The sequence below is a fragment of the Pseudidiomarina halophila genome, assembly GCF_003987215.1.
Taxonomy (GTDB): domain Bacteria; phylum Pseudomonadota; class Gammaproteobacteria; order Enterobacterales; family Alteromonadaceae; genus Pseudidiomarina; species Pseudidiomarina halophila.
Window position 1 is genome coordinate 42,787 of sequence record NZ_PIPW01000002.1, and the last position, 16,688, is coordinate 59,474.

The following is a 16,688-nucleotide window of genomic DNA, read 5'->3' on the forward strand; positions in this document are numbered from 1 at the left end:
TGGAAAATTGTTTTGTAGGGCACGCGCTTAGCTACTTTGCAGAATTTTTGCACAAGTGCTTCCTTGCGGAGCTCATACCGGGTTCACGGCATAGCTCTGGAACGGGAACACCGCTCTCGTTTTGTTTCAGAATCGCTACGACCTGACTGTTTGTGTACCGTGATTTGCGCATAGAAAATTCCTTCGTTTTAGTTCGACGGAGTTTTCTACTTATAACTGCTGCGAGTTTTCGGGGGGATTACAAAGCGACCGGTAGCATCGTAGCTAAGCGCTACCGTATCGTCAGGACCGTTCGCTGCCACCAGGCGATTATGGGCATCGTAAAACATAGCTCCAACCGTCAAAGCCGGCAAGATTGCCCGCACTGGTGTAGTTCGCGTACTCTGGCAGGCCATCGACCGTAACTTGCGTATACTGGTTGAGGTTATTCACGCTGTAAAATTCAGTGCTTAGCGTCGGCACCTGAATTTGATAATCCGCGTTGCTGACCGTTTTGCTCTGCAACTGACTGGCCGGATTATAGCTGTAACTGCTGTCGTTGAATCCCTGGTGGTCGAAATCAAGCACCCGGCCCATGCCGTCGTAGCTGGCATAGAATTCTGAATACTACCGGTTTATTAATATATTAAGATTTGTCAGTCTTCATTCCTTTTAAAGTTGCTAATCAAGTTATATAACAGAACTTCAAATGCATAGGAAATAAGACTTAGAAAAACAACTAATGCAGTTGCTCCAAGTGCACCAAACTCCTTCAACTCTTCCTCGTGAGGCAGGAGGAGTTTAGCCGCTATAATGAAAACTACAAAAGCGATTGCTATCAGAGCGTTTATTCGCCGATTTAACTCCTTCTTTTTAGTTTTCACGCAACTTCTCCTCAGTTACCGATTGCGTTCCACCGGCTGCCCCACCGACGACTACGCCAATAACACCTTGTTTAGCTTTATCACTAGCAATTGTCCCCGGGTGTTCTGTCATTCTTTGAGTCCGTCCCGGAGCAACGCTCGGCTCTTTGACTGATGGCATATTCTTGACAGGGGTGAGTTTTGCAACACCAGAACCTACCCCGGTTGAACCAGAAGCCACTGCACCTGCATCGAGGCTTTCAACAACATCTATATCGGATATGCCCTTTCCTTCAACAACAACTTGAGAAGTGGCGTCAGCGGCGGTGCCGACAACGAATGATTTCATCATATTCCGAGCAATTCCCGCTGGAGATAAAGATAGCGCAGCACTACTCCCACCTATAAAACCAGATTTCAAAGTCGCTCCAATGTCCCCTCCGCTACTATTATATGTTTGGTAGCCACTAATTGCGGCTCCCACTGCAAAAGCTACCGCATGAACAATCCATTTCCCGCTCGGGTCAGTCCCATTCAGCGGGTCATTCCCAACATAAGCATACCAGTTCATGCCATCTTTGTAGCCGATGGGGTCGGTTTGCATAAACCGGCCCAGACGCGGATGGTAAACCCGTGCTTTGTAGTAGTACAGCTCGGTGCCAGGAATGAGGATCTGCCCGGTAAAACGAAAGCGTGCGTCGCTGCTGTGCTTCGGATTGCCGTAGGCATCGTACTGATGCGCTTGCAGCAGGGCACCGGAGCTTGTCATCTCGGCGATGATGCTGCCACGCTCATCGGCCAGCAGATAACGGCGGGCGTTTACGCCAGCACCTTCATAACGAATGACCGGGTCATCGTTGCCAAGGCCATGAATAAAGCGCCGCAACAGCGTGCCTGAGCTGCTGTACTCCGCCACCAGCTTATCGCCGTCGTACAGATAATCAATGACTTCGCCGTTGTGTACCGTACGCGTTAAGCGACCCGTGGCATCGTAGCTAAGTGCTACCGTATCGTCAGGGCCGTTCGCTGCCACCAGGCGATTATGGGCATCGTAAACATAACTCCACCCATCAAAGCCGGCAAGATTGCCCGCACTGGTGTAGTTCGCGTACTCTGGCAAGCCATCGACCGTAACTTGCGTATACTGGTTAAGGTTATTCACGCTGTAAAATTCAGTGCTTAGCGTCGGCACCTGAATTTGATAATCCGCGTTGCTGACCGTTTTGCTCTGCAACTGACTGGCCGGATTATAGCTGTAACTGCTGTCGTTGAATCCCTGATGGTCGAAATCAAGCACCCGGGCCATGTCGTCGTAGCTGAACGTGGTGATGGTGCTGCCAGCACGCTCAATGCGGCTGACCCGACCAAAATCTGTGGGCACCGATTCAATAACATATGAAACGACACGTCAACAATATTTTTATATTAAAAATATCTTTTTGTTGGCGTCTTGCCGCTTATTAAATATCTACATAAAGTGTGGGTGTTCAATATCCTTAAATCGTGATTGGCGAGCGCAAGCTTGACGAGCAAGCAGTCGAGTACAAAAGCGCCGCTCTGGCGAGAAAACGAAAGTCGCTATTGCCGAAGCTTTGCAGACCCTCCAAAAGGCTTTGCACGACTAATCGTTGTCATATCAACATAAAACATCCGAACAAAATTGAAGCGCCCCAGCGCTGGACATTCCAGCGACTGGGGGCCTGTCAAATTTATGAAAAGGTCATCTATGTCATGGTTCTATTTTTGCGGGAGAGGTCACCAGTATGATTATTCTACTTTTCCAAACATTAAAAATTCTGCTTCTTTAATCGCCAGATCTTCGGTTTCAAATTGCCCTGAGGGGTCTGGAAAAACTCTGACTGTGTATTCACACCCCTCTTCTTCATCATATTTTGTCTCATAAACCTCAAGGGAGAAAGAGTTCCCTTGCTGGACAATATCGATGTGTTGATTATCAGAATTCGATTGTATTCGTTTAATTACTTCCATCACACTTACCTCTTAACAACTATTTCTTTTAATTCTAGTACCTGTGCAGGTCATCATCGTTTTAGGCTCCAAAACTCTATTTGTAGGAGCGTCGCGAAAGGCGTGAGTTTCTAGAGATGTACCATCTTTAGCTTTGTGTGCACTTGAACTAACTTTTTGTACATTTGCAGCGTCTACCCCATGTTGAGCTGCTATTCGGTCAGCTTGCTTTGCTGGTTGACTGATTATTGTGCCACCACCTTCGGCTAGTTCAGTTAATTGTGACTCTGAAGCCAATTGTTTTTCAAACTTCACTCCACTTATTGCTGATTCGGCCTTGCGAGAAGCACTTATAGCCATACCCGCACCGCCTGGAACAAATGGTAGGGCAAGTGCAGCTCCATCAGCTATAACCCCGATAGCATCCACCCCTGCGGCTGACCAGTTTCCTTGGTACAAGTTTTTACTAAAAGATACGATCCCCACACTTAGACTTGCAGCATCCCACAGAGATTCAGCAACTCTTCCATTCGAATCCACCATATTCAGCGGATCATTCCCCACATAAGCATACCAGTTCATGCCATCTTTGTAGCCGATGGGGTCGGTTTGCATAAACCGGCCTAGCCGCGGATGGTAAACCCGTGCTTTGTAGTAGTACAGCTCGGTGCCGGGGATGAGGATCTGCCCGGTAAAACGAAAGCGTGCATCGCTGCTGTGCTTCGGATTGCCGTAAGCATCGTACTGATGCGCTTGCAGCAGGCCGCCATTGTCGGTCATCTCGGCGATGATGCTGCCGCGCTCATCGGCCAGTAGATAACGGCGGGCGTTTACGCCAGCACCTTCGTAGCGAATGACCGGGTCATCGTTGCCAAGGCCATGAATAAAGCGTCGCAACAGCGTGCCTGAGCTGCTGTACTCCGCCACCAGTTCATCACCGTCGTACAGGTAATCGAGGCTTTCGCCGTTGTGTACCGTGCGCGTTAAGCGACCCGTGGCATCGTAGCTAAGCGCTACCGTATCGTCAGGACCGTTCGCTGCCACCAGGCGATTATGGGCATCGTAAACATAGCTCCAACCGTCAAAGCCGGCAAGATTGCCCGCACTGGTGTAGTTCGCGTACTCCGGCAGGCCATCGACAGTTACTTGCGTATACTGGTTGAGGTTATTCACGCTGTAAAATTCAGTGCTTAGCGTCGGCACCTGAATTTGATAATCCGCGTTGCTGACCGTTTTGCTCTGCAACTGACTGGCCGGATTATAGCTGTAACTGCTGTCGTTGAATCCCTGGTGGTCGAAATCAAGCACCCGGCCCATGCCGTCGTAGCTGAACGTGGTAATGGTGCTGCCAGCACGCTCAATGCGGCTGACCCGACCCGGGCGGTCGTAACTAAAATCAATAACCGCCGAAGAGCCATTTTCAAAAATGTTGGTTAAGCGCCCACCCGCGTCATGACTCTAGGTCACAAAGAAGCCATCCGGGAAGGTCGTGCGGGTCCGACGGCTTGCGCTGTCGTAACTGTAGACCAGGATACGATTGTTCGTACGTTCCGAGATACGTCGGCCCAGGCCATCATAACCGTAAGCCACCACTTGCGCTCCACGGGTGACCTGAGTTTCACGGCCCAGACTGTCATAGCTAAAGTAGATGGTGTTTTCGTTCGGTACGAGCGAGCTTGTACGCTGATCCCGGCTATCGTAGCTATGGATCAACGTCACCCCATCACGCTTGCGAAACGATGTCAGATTACCGTTCGCGTCATACCCATTTTGCTCATAGCTCGCATCCGGGAAGCTCGTGCGGTACAGACGGTCATGCCCATCGTAACTGTACGTTGTACTATTGCCATTACCGTCTTCGCGCCTGCTGACTTCGCCATTCGCAGTATAGGCCGTGAACTGCTCAATACCCTCGGCGGCGGTACCGAGCCCCGTCAGGGTACTGGTTAGATTCGAGTTCGCATCATAGCTATAGCTTGTAATGCGGTCAGGTCCGGCACTACCTTCACTGCCTAAGGTACATGCCGAAGCTGGCAACGCGCCAAAACTTGCAGCATTCATGCGTGTCGCTTCGCACAACAACCGCCCTCTGGTGTCATAAGTAAATTGCGTCACTTTCGTTAAAGCCGACGGTGCCGCCACTGTCGATTTGCTGACACGACTGCTATAACCAAAGATCTTAGGGATTCGGCACCGAAACGAGAGCGGTGTGGCCGTTGCAGAGCTTAGCGGTGAGCATGGGCACGAGCCCTTAAGCGAAAACGGGTGACAATCGGACGACTTTGCAGAATTTTTGCACAAAAAAGCCCAGCTCAAGGCTGGGCTTTTAAATCAGTAGGCTGGAGCAAATTATTTGCGAATTTTGCGAATAATCTGCAATTGTGCCAACGCCCGCGACAATTCTGCTGCAGCTTCTGCGTAGCTGAGATCAGAACTGGAATCTGCGATTGCTTCTTCAGCACGTTTTTTCGCATCAAGAGCTTGTTGTTCATCAAGCTCTTCACCGCGAACGGCTGTATCAGACAGAACCGTGACGTTGTGAGGCTGCACTTCCAGCACACCACCGGCGACGTAGATGATTTCTTCTTCACCGCCTTCTTTCACGACGCGAACCATACCTGGTTTGATTTTCGTGATAAGTGGCGCGTGACCTGGGTAAATACCCAGTTCACCTTCGCTACCGGTCACTTGCACGGTCTCAACTGCGCCGCTATATAAGCTTTCTTCGGCGCTGACCACGTCAAGGTGTACAGTTTTTGCTGCCATTTAAACCTCCCGGTTCTTACATTTTCTTGGCTTTTTCGGCCGCTTCTTCGATGCTGCCAACCATGTAAAACGCTTGTTCTGGAAGGTCGTCGTAATCACCGTTCAAGATGCCTTTAAAACCAGCAATGGTGTCTTTCAGTGCAACGTATTTACCAGGCGCGCCGGTAAAGATTTCTGCTACGAAGAACGGCTGTGACAAGAAACGCTGAATCTTACGGGCACGTGATACTGACAGCTTGTCTTCTTCTGACAGCTCGTCCATACCCAGGATTGCGATGATGTCTTTCAGTTCTTTGTAGCGTTGCAGTACTGACTGCACACCACGTGCTACGTCATAATGCTCTTTACCGATAACTTGCGGGTCAAGCTGACGTGAAGTTGAATCCAATGGATCAACCGCTGGATAGATACCCAAAGACGCGATATCACGTGACAATACAACAGTCGCATCCAAGTGGGCGAAGGTTGTTGCTGGTGATGGGTCAGTCAAGTCATCCGCAGGTACGTATACCGCCTGGATTGACGTGATTGAACCGGTCTTGGTTGAAGTAATACGTTCCTGTAGTACACCCATCTCTTCAGCAAGAGTAGGCTGATAACCTACCGCTGATGGCATACGACCCAACAATGCTGATACTTCGGTACCGGCCAGGGTGTAACGATAGATGTTATCTACGAAGAACAATACGTCACGACCTTCATCACGGAATTTCTCCGCCATAGTCAAACCGGTCAATGCAACGCGCAAACGGTTACCCGGAGGCTCGTTCATCTGACCGTAGACCAATGCTACTTTGTCGAGTACGTTTGAATCTTTCATCTCGTGATAGAAGTCATTACCCTCACGCGTACGCTCACCAACACCGGCGAATACTGAGTAGCCGCTGTGCTCGATTGCGATGTTACGGATAAGCTCCATCATGTTTACGGTTTTACCAACACCAGCACCACCGAACAGACCGACTTTACCACCTTTAGCAAACGGGCAAATCAAGTCGATAACTTTGATACCTGTTTCCAAAAGTTCAGTCGCACTTGACTGCTCTTCGTAGGTTGGTGCCGCGCGGTGAATTGACATACGCTCTTCTGCGCCGACATCACCCGCTTCATCAATTGGCTCACCCAAAACGTTCATGATACGGCCGAGGGTCTTTTTACCCACTGGTACCATGATTGGTTCGCCTGTGTTCTCTGCTGTAATTCCACGACGCAAGCCGTCAGTAGTACCCATTGCGATTGTACGCACGATACCACCACCAAGCTGCTGCTGCACTTCGAGGGTTAAACCCTTGAGGTCACCGTCGGTCACCTTCAGCGCGTCGTAGACCTTTGGCACGCTTGATTGTGGAAATTCGATGTCCACAACCGCGCCAATTATTTGCACGACCTTACCTTGACTCATGACATTTCCTCTAACTCTAAAATTCTTGCAAGCTTCGCCTTAAACCGCTTCGGCGCCCGATACAATTTCCGAAATTTCCTGCGTAATCGCTGCCTGGCGTGCTTTGTTGTACACCAACTGCAGCTGATCGATGAGGTCTTCGGCGTTGTCGGTAGCGGCTTTCATTGCCACCATCCGCGCAGCCTGTTCACTCGCGATATTATCAACCACACCCTGATAAACCGTTGATTCGACGAAACGACGAATCAGTGTATCGAGGATGGATTGTGGCTCAGGCTCATACAAGTAGTCCCAGCTACCTGATTGAACGTCATCACGCTCGTCACCTTCAACTTTCGGCAACGGTAACATTTGCGCTACCGTTGGTTCCTGCGTCATGGTGTTAACAAACTTGTTGTACACCAGGAACAAGCGGTCGATTTTGCCTTCATCGAAAGCATCGAGCATCACTTGTACGGTGCCGAGCACATCTTTCACGCTTGGCTTATCGCCAAGACCTGATGTTTGCGCCAGTAAACGGCCTCCAAAGCGTTTAAAGAAACCCGTTGCCTTGCTGCCTATCGCCGCAAAATCAACCTCAACACCGTTTTCCTGGAATGTTTTGGCGTGCTTAACCACCGCTTTAAATTCATTGGTGTTCAAGCCGCCACACAAACCACGGTCGGTTGAAATGACGATATAGCCAACTCGCTTCGCTTCGCGTTCTTCTAGGAACGGATGCTTATACTCGAGGTTGGCATGGGCAACATGGCCGATCACCTTACGAATGCTGTCCGCATAGGGACGGCTTGAAGCCATACGTTCCTGCGCCTTTTTCATTTTCGACGCAGCAACCATCTCCATCGCACTGGTGATCTTCTGAGTATTGTTAATACTCCCGATCTTGGTTTTTATCTCTTTACCGCTGGCCATGATAATCTCCTGTTAACTCAACGACGTGTGGCCACTCTTTTGAAGTGGCCACGTTGCTTACCAAGACTGCGTCTTCTTGAAGGTTTTCAGACCTTCGTGCAGCTTAGCTTCGATGTCGTCGTTATAGTTGCCAGTTTTATCAATATCAGCCATCAGATCGGCGTACTCGCTCTTCATGTACGAAATTAACGCACTTTCAAAGTCGAGGATTTTGTCCTGCGCCACATCTTTGAGGTAGCCTTTTTCAGCTGAGAAAATGGACACAGCCATTTCTGCAACGCTCATTGGCTCATATTGGTTCTGTTTCATTAGTTCGGTGACGCGTTGACCGTGCTCTAACTGCGAACGCGTTGCTTCATCAAGATCCGAAGCAAACTGGGCGAACGCCGCAAGCTCACGATACTGGGCCAATGCCAAACGAATACCACCACCAAGCTTCTTAATGATCTTGGTCTGCGCTGCACCACCTACACGCGATACCGAGATACCAGCGTTAACAGCAGGGCGGATACCAGCGTTGAACAAGTCAGTTTCTAAGAAGATCTGACCGTCCGTGATTGAAATCACGTTGGTAGGTACGAAGGCAGATACGTCACCGGCCTGGGTTTCAATGATTGGTAACGCGGTCAATGAACCGGTTTTACCTTTCACTTCACCGTTGGTGAATTTTTCAACGTAGTCAGCATTCACTCGCGCTGAACGCTCGAGTAAGCGTGAGTGCAAGTAGAATACGTCACCTGGGTAGGCTTCACGACCTGGCGGACGACGCAGCAACAATGAAATTTGACGGTAAGCAACTGCTTGCTTTGACAAATCATCATAGACGATTAATGCATCTTCACCGCGGTCACGGAAGTATTCACCCATGGTACAACCTGAATAGGCTGCCAGGTATTGCAACGCTGCTGATTCAGAGGCAGATGCTGCAACAACGATGGTGTTGTCTAACGCGCCATGTTCTTCAAGTTTGCGTACTACTGCCGCAATGGTCGATGATTTCTGACCGATAGCTACGTACACACACTTAACACCAGAGTTTTTCTGGTTGATGATGGCATCAACGGCCAACGCAGTTTTACCTGTCTGACGGTCACCGATCACCAGCTCACGCTGGCCACGGCCGATTGGAATCATCGCATCGATAGATTTATAACCTGTTTGTACAGGCTCATCTACTGATTGACGTTCGATAACGCCAGGTGCAATTTTCTCAACCGGTTCATAACCGTCAGCTTCAATTGGACCTTTACCGTCGATAGGAGCACCCAAAGTGTTCACTACACGACCCAATAGGTTACGACCTACTGGTACTTCCAAAATCCGGCCTGTTGATTTTACTTTAACGCCTTCTTGCAGATCCGCGTACGGACCCATAACAACGGCGCCGACAGAATCACGTTCCAGGTTCAACGCGATTGCGTAACGATTACCAGGAAGCTCAATCATCTCACCTTGCATACAGTCTGCAAGGCCGTGAATACGAATAATACCATCGGTTACAGAGATGATAGTACCTTCGTTACGAGCTTCACTGACCACTTCGAACTGTTCAATTCGTTTTTTGATCAGTTCTGCGATTTCATTTGAATTCAGTTGCATGCTCAAGTCCCCAATTAGGATTGCAGTGCATGGGCAAGCCGTTCCAGCTTACCTCGCACAGTACCGTCAATCACGGTGTCACCAGCTTTAATGTATAAACCGCTGACAATCGCTGCATCGACACTGCAATTCAGCTTAACTTTGCGTGAAAAACGTTTCTCCAACGTTTGCGCTAGATTGTCCTGCTGCTTCTTCGTTAATTTGACCGCTGAGGTCACATCAACGGTAACTTCCTTCTCATGTTCTGAACGGAAATCACTGTAAAGTTTTTCCACAGCAGATAGTGCTTTCAAGCGGCCATTTTCAGCCATGAGGCGAACAAAATTCTGGCCGTTTTCGTCCAGCTGTTCGCCACAAACATTAATGAAAACCTCTACCTTTTTTTCTAGCGTTTCAGCGCTACTCAAAAACGTGGACATCTGCTCGTCGTCCGCAACAGCTGCTGCGAACGCGATCATGTCATGCCACTTTTCAAGAGCGCCCTTCTCTAGTGCAAAATCAAAAGCTGCTTTTGCATAGGGGCGAGCAACCGTAGTCAATTCTGACATTTGCACAAACCCCTTTGGTTAGAGTTCAGCGACCAGTTTTTCAACGATGTCACTGTGAGCGTCTTTATCAATTTCACGCTCGATGATTTTGCTTGCACCAGCAACAGCCAATACAGCCACTTGCTTGCGCAATTCTTCGCGTAAGCGGTTCCGCTCTGCTTCGACTTCAGAATGGCCAGCAGCAACGATTTTTTCACGCTCTTGCTCACCACGCTTTTTGCCGTCGTCGATGGTTTCGTCCGCGCGTTTTTTCGCTTGGGCGATAATCTCAGCAGCTTGCGCTTTGGCGTCTTTCAGTTCGTCAGCAACTTTCGCTTGCGCTTCTTCAAGACTCTTCTCAGCTTTTTCACCGGCTGCGAGGCCATCGGCAATTTTTCTCTGACGAGCTTCAATCGCATTGTTCAGCGGAGGCCAAACGAACTTCATGCAAAACAGCACAAAGACAATAAACGCGATTAATTCACCAATCAGGGTCATATTTAAACTCATAGACCCACCCTCCTATTCGTTCAGTTGTTCGAGAAAGTTAATCGAGCCTTACAGAACGAACAACAGAACCATGGCGATACCAACACCGATCATTGCTACCGCATCGATCAGACCCGCCAAGATGAACATTTTAACTTGCAGCGAAGGCGCTAGTTCTGGCTGACGTGCACACGCTTCCAGGAATTTACCACCCATGTTACCGAAACCGATAGCAGTACCGATTGCACCGAAACCGATCAATAGTGCTACAGCGATATACTTAAGACCTAACATTAGTTCCATTGTTTTCTCCGATATTTCAAAGGTTGAAGTTAAAGTTAAATTAAAAAATAAATACTAAAAACTAGTGACTCTCAGAGCTGGCCATACTCAAGTAAACAATGGTCAGCATCATGAACACGAACGCCTGCAGCACGATAACCAGGATGTGGAACACGGCCCACACAAAGTGTAACGGCAGCTGCATTAAGCCAATCGCACCAATCAGAATGAAGATCAACTCACCGGCATAAAGGTTACCGAACAAACGTAACGCGAGTGAGAACGGCTTCGCGACCAGCGCAATCGTCTCGAGCAACAAGTTAAATGGAATCAGAATAATCTGTACCACGGTGTTGCTTGAATTAAATGGATGCAGTGTCAGCTCTTTAATAAAGCCAACCATGCCTTTCATCCGGATACCGTAGCCAATCATCAACAGGAAAACGCCAATCGCTAGGGCTGCGGTCATGTTGATATCGGTGGTTGGCACCACTTTCATGTAAACATCATGGGAGGGGACGCCAAAGAAGGTTTCACCGATCCAGCCTGCCAATGCCGGCAAAAAGTCGACTGGCACGAGATCCATCAAGTTCATCAGGAACACCCAGACGAAGATCGTCAACGCCAGTGGTGCAATGAGCTTGCTCTTACCATGGAAAGTGTCACGCACGTTGTCAGAAACGAACTCAACGATCATTTCAATAAAGCACTGAAATTTACCGGGCACGCCAGTATGTGCTTTCTTCGCTGCGCTACGGAAAATAATTAAGAACAGGATGCCTAATCCGATCGACCAGGCGAGTGTGTCAATATGCCACGTCCAGAACCCTGCTTCACTACACGCTTTGTTGAAGGCAATACCATTTTCGGTATTACACATCTTGGCGTTAGTTAAGTGGTGCTGAATATGACTTTGGAGCGTTAACTCTTCTGCAGCCATCTTAATTCCCACAATTTTAAGTTGATTTTAAAAACAAAATCGGTGCCAGCCACTGCACCAGTAACACTGTGATGTAGCCGCTACAAACCGCAACAAGCGGGAGCGAAGTCAACATCAATAATGCCACCAGCAGGACCACTGTGAGGCTAATCTTCAATGCCTCACCGGCAAAAAAATTACTGACGATCTGTTGTGCTGAACGTGCGCCACCTTCGGCAAAAGCACGCCATGCAAAAAGTGCTGTTGGAATCATCACGACGACTCCGCCGCCAACAACACCCCAAAAATATTCGTACGATGTCGCCAGTGAAAACGTGCAGGCTAATAAAAATATAGCGCCCGCCTGGGCTCGCAGTAACCGCACTGCAAGTTGTTTTCCGGCTTGTGTTAACGTCTCACTCACGGGCTAAACACCTCGGTAAAAAGCCCGCGATAGTATAAAGATTTGCGTCCTAATTGCAAACAAATCGCAACTAATTGCAAGGGTTTTAAGCCTCATCGCTAAGTTGGAAATGCGTGAGGATTCCATCTAGCTCGTCTAAGCTGCTGTAATTAATGACCACTTTTCCTTTACCTTTGCGACCGTGATTGATCGCAACGGCAGATCCCAAACGTTCACTTAAGCGCTGCTCAAGCCGCTGAATATCAGCATCCCGCTCTTTCGGAGCAGGGGCTTTTTTCGGATCCAGAGCGTTACGAACTAACTTTTCCGCTTCGCGCACGGTCATAGCTTTCGCCGCTATAGTACGGGCTATTTCGCTTTGTTGTTCACCTTGCAAGGCTAACAATAATTTTGCGTGACCAAGCTCAATATCACCGCGTTCCAGCAGGGTTTTTGATTCGTGTTCAAGATTATTAAGGCGCAGTAAGTTGGTGACGGTCGCGCGCGATTTACCTACCGCGTCGGCAACTTCCTGGTGGGTCAACTGAAATTCGTCCAGCAAACGCTGTAGCGCTGTGGCTTCTTCCATCGAGTTTAAATCTTCGCGCTGGATGTTTTCGATCAACGCAATTGCGACTGCAGCTTCATCAGGAACCTGTTTAATCAAACAGGGAACTTCACTGAGTCGGGCCATTTGTGCAGCGCGCCAGCGGCGCTCACCGGCGATAATTTCGTAGCGATCCGTTTCGATTTCACGTACCACTATCGGCTGAATGATGCCCTGTGCCTTAACTGACGCGGCCAGGTCTTCAAGTGCTTCCGGTGACATGTCTTTACGCGGTTGATATTTGCCAGGCTGCAAAAACTCAATGGGTAATTTTTGTAATTCGCCTTTGGTTAAATCCGCCGCCGGTTCGGTTTCCGGCTGCTCGTGATCACGGGCATTTTTACTGGTCGTCAGTAACGCATCTAAACCGCGTCCTAGTCCTCGTTTCTTGACAGACATAAAGCGTAGGTTCCTCAGGCTTCAGCCGCTGCTTCGGCTTTTTTTTGTTGTTCTGCACGACGAATCAGCTCGCCAGCTAGCGATAGATAAGCTTTCGCACCTGTGGATGACTTGTCATAGTACATGGCAGGTGCGCCAAAACTTGGTGCTTCAGCTAACCGCACGTTGCGGGGAATCACCGTCCGGTAAACTTTACTACCAAAGTGCGCTTTCAATTGCTCAGATACATCGTTCGCCAGGCGGTTACGCGGGTCGTACATAGTGCGTAAAATACCCTCGATTGCGAGTTTAGGATTCACTGCTTCAGCCAGCCGTTCGATAGTATCCATCAAGGCTGTTAACCCCTCCAGCGCATAGTATTCGCATTGCATCGGTACCAGCACTGAATCGGCTGCGGCCATTGCGTTAACGGTCAACATGCTCAGTGAAGGTGGGCAATCGATAAAAATATAGTCGTAGTTATCGCGCACTGGCTGCAAGGCATTGGCCAGACGTTGTTCACGGGCAAAAGCTTCCATTAATTTAATGTCGGCGGCGGTAACATCGCCATTCGCAGCAACCAGGTGATACTTACCATTGGTTTCGGTAACTATTACTTCCTGTGCCGGCTTTTGATCCACCAGTAATTCGTAGGCAGTGTTCTCGACGTCGTATTTATCGATACCACTACCCATGGTCGCATTACCCTGCGGGTCGAGATCAATAAGCAAAACCTTACGTCGGGTTGCGGCCATTGACGCAGCCAAATTCACTGCGGTCGTGGTTTTACCGACCCCACCTTTTTGATTTGCAATGGCAATTATTCTACCCACGTGAAGCTAACCTCTTGTTGATATGATGACCAAATGCCGTTCTGCATCGACGCCAGGAACCTTTAATTCCGTCACTTCATCGACCTGATACGCTGCCGGTAAACTGTCGATTTCGGCCTGCGGATACACACCCTTCAACGCATAAAAGCGCCCCTTGGGGCCCGGCAAGTGCTGACACCAGTTGAGCATATCACTAAGCGACGCAAAGGCTCTACTGATGACACCATCAAATTTAGTTTCTGGTTGATAGTCTTCCACTCGACTTTGCACAGCATTTACATTGTTGATGCCAAGTTCGTGGCAGACCTGACGGATAAAGCGTATCCGTTTGCCAAGGCTATCAAGCAATACAAACTCTTTATCAGGCTGCACAATGGCTAACGGTAATCCTGGTAAGCCAGGGCCGGTGCCCACGTCAATAAAGCGATGACCTGAGAGGAAAGGTAACACTACCAAACTATCGACAATATGGCGACTGAGCATTTGCTCCGGATCACGCACTGACGTCAAATTGTAGGCTTTATTCCATTTATTCAGTAACTCGACTAAACGCAGCAATTTTTGTTGTTGCGCGGCAGGAATATCCAGTCCTGCCGTCGCTAAAAGTCCATTAAGTTTTGTTTGCATGATGATTAAGCGCTCTTGCGCAGCAATCCTTGTTTTTTCAGATGCACCAGTAACATAGAGATTGCCGCCGGCGTCACACCAGAAATCCGCGCCGCTTTGCCAACGGTCTCAGGTTGATGCTCATTCAGTTTGGCAATCACTTCGTTCGATAAACCTTTAATTCCGGCATAGTCAAAACCAAGTGGCAGACGGGTATTCTCATGCCGCAATTGCTTCGCAATTTCATCCTTTTGCCGCTCAATGTAGCCCGCATACTTAGTCTGAATTTCAACTTGTTCCGCAGCTTGACTATCGGCCAGGGCAGGCCCTAATTCAGGAATTGCCATCATCGCGTTGTAGGTAATCTCTGGTCGACGCAGCAGATCTTCACCACTAACTTCTTTGGTGATCGGCGTTTTTACCAGTTTATTTACTGCATCAACCGCTGGATGATCTTTATGGATCCAGGTGCTGCGTAAGCGCTGTTGCTCTTGCGCGATCGCTTCCATTTTTTCGTTAAAACGAGCCCATCGGGCATCGTCTACCAGGCCCAATTCACGACCTTTTTCAGTGAGTCGCATGTCAGCGTTATCTTCACGTAACAACAAGCGGTATTCGGCACGCGAAGTGAACATGCGATAGGGTTCTTTGGTGCCAAGGGTGGACAGATCATCGATTAAAACGCCCATATAGGAGTTGTCACGACGCGGCGCCCAGCCTTCTTTGTCCTGGGCTTGGCGAGCCGCATTAAGACCTGCTACCAGTCCCTGTGCACCAGCTTCTTCGTAGCCTGTGGTGCCATTAATTTGACCAGCAAAAAACAAGCCGTGGATATACTTGGTTTCCAAGGTTTGTTGTAAATCACGTGGATCAAAATAATCGTATTCGATGGCATAGCCTGGTCGCGTGATATGAGCGTTTTCAAAACCCTTTATCGACCGTACCAATTGCACCTGAACATCAAACGGCAAACTGGTAGAAATACCGTTTGGATACACCTCATGAGTGTTCAAACCTTCAGGTTCAACAAAAATCTGATGCGAGTTTTTGTCGGCAAAGCGCATGACTTTGTCTTCGATCGACGGGCAATAGCGTGGTCCTACACCCTCGATTACACCCGAATACATGGGCGAACGATCCAATCCACCACGAATAACTTCATGGGTTTGATCGTTGGTATGGGTGATGTAACAGCTGATTTGCTGTGGATGATCTTCAGCTTTGCCCATAAACGAGAACAACGGCGTAGGACTATCACCAGGCTGTTCCTGCATGACTGAAAAATCGATCGTTTTTGCATCGATACGTGGTGGTGTACCGGTTTTCAAGCGATCAACCCGTAATCGCAGTTCACGTAAGCGTTTTGCTAATGCGTTTGCTGGCGGATCACCAGCACGGCCACCCTGATAGTTCTCTAAACCAATATGGATCTGACCACCAAGAAACGTACCTACGGTTAGAACTACGGTTTTGGCTGCGAACTTCAATCCCATTTGCGTTACAACACCGACAACGCGATCGTTTTCAACGATCAGATCGTCACAGGCTTGCTGAAATAAACTCAGATTTGGCTGGTTTTCCAAAGTGCGGCGAATGGCAGCTTTGTAGAGTTCACGATCGGCTTGTGCCCGAGTGGCGCGAACTGCTGGTCCTTTGGATGAATTGAGGGTACGGAACTGGATACCTGCGCGATCTGCTGCATGGGCCATAGCGCCGCCAAGAGCATCTATTTCTTTAACCAGATGTCCTTTGCCAATGCCGCCAATCGCTGGATTACATGACATTTGTCCTAGAGTTTCAATGTTATGCGTCAACAGGAGTGTCTGACATCCAGTACGGGCTGCAGCTAGCGCAGCTTCGGTACCAGCATGTCCACCACCAATGACGATAACGTCATAGTGCTGATGGTAGTTTGAAGTGTTCGACATAAACGTAATCCTAGAAAAAATGTAGCCCAATAGTTTACCGTTTTTTTGGCTGGATCTAAACGGTTAAATTTCGGTCAATAAGGTCTTTAAGATCTTAAGAGTATTTAAAGATCTTTTGTTTTGATCTTTTATTACTATTACTACTAGGATCAGAAAATCTGTGGATAAGCATTTGCAGCCCAACAGGATCAAGGATCACAACGATCTGTAAAGATGTGTTCAGAGCA

Annotated in this window: 19 protein-coding genes and 1 pseudogene; all 20 read right to left on the reverse strand. The window is 48.7% G+C overall.

Annotation, left to right across the window (positions count from 1 at the left end):
• Positions 1 to 64: 64 nt before the first annotated feature.
• Positions 65 to 172, reverse strand: a pseudogene (locus CWI69_RS12300) (transposase); the annotation flags it as partial.
• A 137-nt stretch (positions 173 to 309) separates the two neighbouring features.
• Positions 310 to 576, reverse strand: coding sequence for a hypothetical protein (locus CWI69_RS06225; protein WP_126762970.1), 267 nt, complete (start codon positions 574 to 576; stop codon positions 310 to 312).
• 59 nt (positions 577 to 635) lie between these two features.
• Entirely contained in the window at positions 636 to 863 is a 228-nt protein-coding gene (locus CWI69_RS06230; protein ID WP_126762972.1) for a hypothetical protein, read from the reverse strand.
• Positions 853 to 2,223 (reverse strand): RHS repeat domain-containing protein, encoded by a 1,371-nt coding sequence (locus tag CWI69_RS06235; protein WP_126762973.1) that lies wholly within the window; start codon positions 2,221 to 2,223, stop codon positions 853 to 855. The genes CWI69_RS06230 and CWI69_RS06235 overlap by 11 nt, the downstream gene beginning before the upstream one ends.
• Before the next feature lie 386 nt (positions 2,224 to 2,609).
• Entirely contained in the window at positions 2,610 to 2,831 is a 222-nt protein-coding gene (locus CWI69_RS06240; RefSeq protein WP_126762975.1) for a hypothetical protein, read from the reverse strand.
• Positions 2,832 to 2,843: 12 nt separating this feature from the next.
• The gene (locus CWI69_RS06245; RefSeq protein WP_126762977.1) at positions 2,844 to 4,127 is read right to left on the reverse strand and encodes an RHS repeat domain-containing protein; all 1,284 of its coding nucleotides are present in this window, start codon (positions 4,125 to 4,127) and stop codon (positions 2,844 to 2,846) included.
• Between the two features lie 141 nt (positions 4,128 to 4,268).
• Entirely contained in the window at positions 4,269 to 4,871 is a 603-nt protein-coding gene (locus CWI69_RS06250; RefSeq protein ID WP_126762979.1) for a hypothetical protein, read from the reverse strand.
• A 288-nt stretch (positions 4,872 to 5,159) separates the two neighbouring features.
• Complete coding sequence (locus tag CWI69_RS06255) at positions 5,160 to 5,576, reverse strand: F0F1 ATP synthase subunit epsilon (protein ID WP_126762981.1); 417 nt, start codon at positions 5,574 to 5,576, stop codon at positions 5,160 to 5,162.
• Between the two features lie 16 nt (positions 5,577 to 5,592).
• Positions 5,593 to 6,978, reverse strand: coding sequence for a F0F1 ATP synthase subunit beta (gene atpD / locus CWI69_RS06260; RefSeq protein ID WP_126762983.1), 1,386 nt, complete (start codon positions 6,976 to 6,978; stop codon positions 5,593 to 5,595).
• A gap of 39 nt (positions 6,979 to 7,017) precedes the next feature.
• Positions 7,018 to 7,890: a F0F1 ATP synthase subunit gamma gene (gene atpG, locus CWI69_RS06265; protein WP_126762985.1), complete on the reverse strand. Its 873-nt coding sequence runs from the start codon at positions 7,888 to 7,890 to the stop codon at positions 7,018 to 7,020.
• 57 nt (positions 7,891 to 7,947) lie between these two features.
• Entirely contained in the window at positions 7,948 to 9,489 is a 1,542-nt protein-coding gene (gene atpA / locus CWI69_RS06270) for a F0F1 ATP synthase subunit alpha (protein WP_126762987.1), read from the reverse strand.
• 14 nt (positions 9,490 to 9,503) lie between these two features.
• On the reverse strand, positions 9,504 to 10,037 hold the full coding sequence (gene atpH, locus CWI69_RS06275) for a F0F1 ATP synthase subunit delta (protein ID WP_126762989.1): 534 nt from the start codon (positions 10,035 to 10,037) through the stop codon (positions 9,504 to 9,506).
• Between the two features lie 18 nt (positions 10,038 to 10,055).
• Entirely contained in the window at positions 10,056 to 10,526 is a 471-nt protein-coding gene (gene atpF, locus CWI69_RS06280) for a F0F1 ATP synthase subunit B (protein ID WP_126762991.1), read from the reverse strand.
• Positions 10,527 to 10,574: 48 nt separating this feature from the next.
• The gene (gene atpE, locus CWI69_RS06285; RefSeq protein ID WP_126762993.1) at positions 10,575 to 10,808 is read right to left on the reverse strand and encodes a F0F1 ATP synthase subunit C; all 234 of its coding nucleotides are present in this window, start codon (positions 10,806 to 10,808) and stop codon (positions 10,575 to 10,577) included.
• A 61-nt stretch (positions 10,809 to 10,869) separates the two neighbouring features.
• Positions 10,870 to 11,727 (reverse strand): F0F1 ATP synthase subunit A, encoded by an 858-nt coding sequence (atpB, locus tag CWI69_RS06290; RefSeq protein ID WP_126762995.1) that lies wholly within the window; start codon positions 11,725 to 11,727, stop codon positions 10,870 to 10,872.
• Between the two features lie 16 nt (positions 11,728 to 11,743).
• Positions 11,744 to 12,130: an ATP synthase subunit I gene (locus CWI69_RS06295; RefSeq protein ID WP_126762997.1), complete on the reverse strand. Its 387-nt coding sequence runs from the start codon at positions 12,128 to 12,130 to the stop codon at positions 11,744 to 11,746.
• An 85-nt stretch (positions 12,131 to 12,215) separates the two neighbouring features.
• Positions 12,216 to 13,115, reverse strand: a complete 900-nt coding sequence (locus tag CWI69_RS06300; RefSeq protein ID WP_126762999.1) for a ParB/RepB/Spo0J family partition protein — start codon at positions 13,113 to 13,115, stop codon at positions 12,216 to 12,218.
• 14 nt (positions 13,116 to 13,129) lie between these two features.
• Positions 13,130 to 13,927, reverse strand: coding sequence for a ParA family protein (locus tag CWI69_RS06305; RefSeq protein ID WP_126763001.1), 798 nt, complete (start codon positions 13,925 to 13,927; stop codon positions 13,130 to 13,132).
• Between the two features lie 6 nt (positions 13,928 to 13,933).
• Complete coding sequence (rsmG, locus tag CWI69_RS06310) at positions 13,934 to 14,554, reverse strand: 16S rRNA (guanine(527)-N(7))-methyltransferase RsmG (RefSeq protein WP_126763003.1); 621 nt, start codon at positions 14,552 to 14,554, stop codon at positions 13,934 to 13,936.
• Positions 14,555 to 14,559: 5 nt separating this feature from the next.
• Positions 14,560 to 16,461 (reverse strand): tRNA uridine-5-carboxymethylaminomethyl(34) synthesis enzyme MnmG, encoded by a 1,902-nt coding sequence (gene mnmG / locus CWI69_RS06315; RefSeq protein WP_126763005.1) that lies wholly within the window; start codon positions 16,459 to 16,461, stop codon positions 14,560 to 14,562.
• Between the last annotated feature and the right edge of the window lie 227 nt (positions 16,462 to 16,688).